The organism is Micromonospora phytophila (genome assembly GCF_023656545.1).
In the GTDB taxonomy this organism is placed as follows: Bacteria; Actinomycetota; Actinomycetes; order Mycobacteriales; family Micromonosporaceae; genus Micromonospora; species Micromonospora phytophila.
In genome coordinates this window covers 1-4,534 of record NZ_JAMOKF010000388.1, presented here as the reverse complement: position 1 = coordinate 4,534, position 4,534 = coordinate 1, and the positions used below count along the sequence as shown (strand labels likewise).

Annotated in this window: 3 protein-coding genes and 1 pseudogene; 2 read left to right on the top strand and 2 right to left on the bottom strand. The window is 74.3% G+C overall.

The window, feature by feature from the left end:
* A pseudogene (locus tag NCC78_RS27955) lies at window positions 1–1,158 on the top strand (hypothetical protein); the annotation flags it as partial.
* Window positions 1,159–1,344: 186 nt separating this feature from the next.
* Window positions 1,345–2,943, top strand: a complete 1,599-nt coding sequence (locus NCC78_RS27950) for a ricin-type beta-trefoil lectin domain protein (RefSeq protein ID WP_250798241.1) — start codon at window positions 1,345–1,347, stop codon at window positions 2,941–2,943.
* 95 nt (window positions 2,944–3,038) lie between these two features.
* Here the strand turns inward: NCC78_RS27950 and NCC78_RS27945 are convergent, their stop codons facing one another.
* Both NCC78_RS27945 and NCC78_RS27940 read right to left on the bottom strand, forming a co-directional pair.
* Complete coding sequence (locus NCC78_RS27945; RefSeq protein WP_250798240.1) at window positions 3,039–3,623, bottom strand: hypothetical protein; 585 nt, start codon at window positions 3,621–3,623, stop codon at window positions 3,039–3,041.
* Window positions 3,624–3,682: 59 nt separating this feature from the next.
* The coding region (locus NCC78_RS27940) for a sensor histidine kinase (protein WP_250798238.1) at window positions 3,683–4,534 on the bottom strand (852 nt) is incomplete at its 5' end.

The window sequence follows — 4,534 nt, the reverse complement described above, 5'->3', positions numbered from 1 at the left end:
CGGCGGGGCGGGGCCGGCGCGGCGGCCGGCGCGGGTCGGCGGGAGCGGACGGAGGCCGGCGGTTCGGTCGCCCACCGACCCGGCCGTCGGGTGGCGCGCACGCTCGCCGGGTCGGCGCTGGTCCTGCTGGTCGCGGCGGTGGTGGTCGGGCCGTTCCTGACCCGGGTGACCGTCGAGTTCGGTCATCCGCTCGGCCCGCCCCGGCTGCGCGAGTCCGTGCCGATGGAGCGGCACGATCCGCCCTCGGTACTGGTCAACGCGCTGCGGATCGGGCACACCGCGTTCGACACGCCGCTCGCGCCGCTGCGCCGGGCCGGCGCGGCGGCGATCGTCGGCGCCGCCGGCGTGCTGGGGGTGGACCCGCAGGACCGGGAGACCACGTTCGGGCGGGAGACGTTCCCGGTGCCGGCCTGGTACCCGGACGAGGACCGGGTGGCCTTCCCGCTGGCCGGGGCGCTGGCGCTGCTCGGCGCGGGATTCGCGCTGACCCGACCGGACCGGATCAGCCCGGCGCACCCCAGGCCGCTGCGCGCGTACGCCACGGTGGTGGTGACCACCGTGCTGCTGCACGCCGCGATGATCAAGTGGCAGCCGTGGGGCAACCGGCTGCTGCTCTACGCGCTGGCGCTGGCCGTACCGCTGGCGGGCCTCTGGCTGGACGCGCTGCTGCGCCGCCGGGCCGCAGCGACCGGGCGGCGTCCGGTGGCCGCCGGGCTGGCCGTGATGGTGCTGGCCACCTCCGCGTTGGCCGGGGTGCTCGCGCTGTCGTACGGCTTCCCGCGCCGGCTGGTCGGCGCGGGCTCGGTCTTCACCACCTCCGAGTGGGACACCCGGTTCCTGCGGCGTCCCGAGTGGACGGCGGAGTTCCGGTGGGCGGCGGACGCGGTGCGCGCCGCCGACGCCCGCCGGATCGGCCTGGTGCAGCAGAACGACAACTGGGAGTACCCCTGGTGGCTGCTGCTGCGGGAGGCGGACGGCCGCCCACCGGAGCTGGTGGCGCTCCAGTCGGTGCTGCCCGGGCGCCCGCCGGCCGACCCGGCCTCGGTGGAGGCGATCGTCTGCACGGGCAGCGGGCCGGCCTGCGCCGAACTGGTGCCGGCGGGCTGGCGGCTGGAGTTCCGCACCCACGTCGGCTACGCCCTGCCACCCGGACGCTGACTCGGCCGCCGGCCGCCACCCGGCCGGCGCCGCCCGCCACTCACCCCGCGCTGCCCGACTCACCCGGATCGCCCGGTTCTGCACTCCGCGCGCAAGGATCCGAGACGCATTCACATCCCTGACATCGCACGTTACCTTCTGGTAACTCGATCGACATCCCACGATCGAGCCGAAAGGAGTGCGTCGATGCTTGGTTCCGCTGCCAGGCGCGAACGGGCGACCCGACGACGGTCACTGACCCTCGTCGCCGCCGCCGCTCTCGTCCTGCCGATGCTCGCCGGGCCGGCCTCCCCCGCCCACGCCGCCGACCGTCCGACCGTCCAGCCACTCCCGACGAACCTCGAGGCGATCCGCGCCGCCGAGGCGACCGCGCTCTACGGCGCACCCGGCATCCGCCCGCTGGAACAGCGCCGCACCGCGCTGATCACCATGGGCGACAGCGAAATCTCCGGGGAGGGGGTGGGCAACTACGTCCCCGGCACCCACCAGCCCGGCAACTGGTGCGACCGCTCGTACGACCAGGCGGTCTTCCGCACCGGCATCGCCGCCGACGAGAAGTACAACATCGCCTGCTCCGGCGCCACCCCGTGGAACCTCGTCGCCGGCGGCCCGACCCAGCACAACGAGCTGAACCAGGGCGACCACCTGGCCATCAAGGCGCGCAACACGCACGTCAAGCTGATCTGGGTCGTGGTCGGCGCCAACGGCGACGGCACCATCCAGTTCGGCCCCGTGGCCACCGACTGCGCCATCAGCCGGGTGTTCTTCACCGGCCCCTGCTACCCGCGCTACACCGACCAGTGGACGATCCGCACCGACGGCAGCCGGCGCGCGGTGGAGGAGGCGCTCACCTCCATCCGGCAGACCATGACCAACGCCGGCTACCTGCGCACCGACTACGAGCTGGTGCTCATGTCCTACCCCAGCCCGGGCAGCCCGGACGTGGAGGACAACCCGAACTTCCCCGGCTGGTACGCCGGCGGCTGCCTGCTCTACCTGGCCGACGCCGCGTTCGCCCGGAACAAGGCGGTGCCGCTGTTCGAGTCCGCGCTGCGCGCGGCGGCCAGGAACACCGGCACCCGCTACCTCGACGCCAGCCGGCTCTTCCACGGCCACGAGGTGTGCACCGACAGCACGGCGGTGCGCGGCCTCTACATCGAGGTGGGCATCTGGGACGAGAACGCGGCCCGGCAGTCGTTCCACCCGAACGCGCGGGGGCACGGCATGTTCGCCCAGTGCATCACCCAGTTCCACGCCTCCGGGCAGGAGCAGGCCACCTGCGTCGACCCGGCCAGCACCGGCAGCGGCGTGCTCTACCCGGGGCTGTTCGAGTTCAAGCAGTTGCGCAACGCGGCCACCGGCACCTGCGTCGACGGCAAGGGGTACGACTCGCGCAACAGCACGGCCCAGCAGTCGTACGGCTGCCACGGCGGGCGCAACCAGGGCTTCTGGTACGACCCGACGCGGCAGTCGCTGCACTCCGAGCTCTCCCACGACCGCTGCCTCGACGTCTCCGGCGGTTCGCTCAGCGCCGGCACGGCGGTGAACGTGTACGACTGCCACGGCGGCGCCAACCAGAAGTTCGTGCTGACCGGCAACCAGATCCGGGCCGCCGGCAACACCAACCTCTGCCTGGCGTTCGACAGCCCGTGGTTCGGCACCCCCCGGCTCCGGCTGGCCACCTGCTCCACCAGCACCCGCCAGCAGTGGTCCTTCGAGTCCCGCAACTTCCCCACCCCGGTCGGCTACGGCCACGACGACTTCATCGGCTCCCGCGTCTACTGACTCCCACCCACCCGCGCTCGAACAGGGAAAGAGTGGCCATTCCCCGGGGAATGGCCACTCTTTCCGTGAAAGTGCGCGCCCGGCGGGGTGCGGGGTTATCTCGTGCGGGGGAGGATGACGAGGCGGGCGACGGGGGTGTCGCCATCCTTGGCGCCGGCGACGCCGAGGGTGCTGCCGACCTTCACCGCGTCGGGCTGCACGGTGGCGCGGCGCTCCAGCACCCGCAGCTCGGGGCCGAAGGTCCAGGTCATGGTGAAGCCGTCGGTGGACTTCACGGTCATCTTCTCGGCGTCGATCGCGGTCACCTCGCCGCGCTGCACGACGACGGTCTTCGTACCGCCGTCCCTGGTCTGCACCACGGCCTCGCCGTGCAGGGTGTTCTTGCGCAGCAGCACCCGGGCCTGCCGGCGCTTGCGCCACTCCTCCGCGCGTTCCTTGCGGCGGCCCGGCTCCGCGGCCGTCGGCGACGGCGACGCGGGCGCGGCGACGGTCTCCACGTCCAGCTCGCCGGCGTCGAAGCCCATCGCGGCGAGCGCCTGACCCTCCGCGCCCATCGCGGCGGCCACCTCGACGGCGGCCTCCGGGCCCTGCCGACCGGTCACCTCGGCGGCGCCACAGCCGCTGACGCCCAACGCGACCGCCGCGAGCAGCGTGGTGGCGGCGATTCCCCAACGTGCCATGAGTCTCCCTCTCGTCCGTCCGTGGAACCCCAGCCTCCCGCCCGTCGGCGAGCGGAGGATCAGGTCGATGTTCGGGTCGGGTAAGGATCCGGGGGCAGCCGGACGGTGAACGCCGCCCCGCCCTCGGGTGCGTGCCCGGCGGCGATCTCCCCGCCGAGCCGCCGGACCAGCCCGGCGGCGAGCGCCAGCCCCAACCCGCTGCCCACCTTGCGCACCCCCCGGTACCGCTGGTGCAGCGCGCCGCGCTCGAAGGCCACCGCCAGGTCGTCGTCGGTGAAGCCGGGTCCGCCGTCGCGCACCTCCAGGACGCCGCCGGGCGCCGGGCCCGCGCCGGCCGGCCGGACCGCGAGCACGATCGGCGCCCCCGGCGGTACAACCCGCAGCGCGTTCTCCAGCAGCCCGTCCACCACCTGCCGGATCCGCCCCGGATCGGTGTACGCCGGCACCGGCTCGTCCGGGATCTCCGCCCGGAACGGCACCCCCAGGGCCGCGCAGCGGCCGGTCCAGGTGCGTTCGGCGTCGGCGGCCAGCCGGGCCAGGTCGACCGGCGCCGGTTCGAGCGGGAAGTCGGCGGCCTCCAGCCGGGCCAGCGCCAGCAGGTCGCTGACCAGCCGGTCCAGGTGCTCGGCCTCGGCGAGCACGGTGCGACCGGTGTCGGCGGCGTCCTCCGGCCCGAGCACCCCGTCGGCCAGCGCCTCGGCGTAGCCGCAGATCGCGGTCAGCGGGGTACGCAGCTCGTGCGAGACCGAGAGCAGGAACTCCCGCTGCCGTCCCTCGCTGGTGGCCAGCTCGGCTGCTCCACCGGCACCGTGAAGAGCCGGTCCAGCCGCGCGATCAGCGCCCTGCGCCGGATGGACGGGCCGCTGGCCCGGGCATTCGACCTGTCGGAAACGTCGGCCTGACCTCGGCCG

Coding starts and splice junctions, on each gene's coding strand:
- NCC78_RS27945 (WP_250798240.1), bottom strand. CDS start 3,623: ATGGCACGTTGGGGAATCGCCGCCACCACGCTGCTCGCGGCGGTCGCG.
- NCC78_RS27950 (WP_250798241.1), top strand. CDS start 1,345: ATGCTTGGTTCCGCTGCCAGGCGCGAACGGGCGACCCGACGACGGTCA.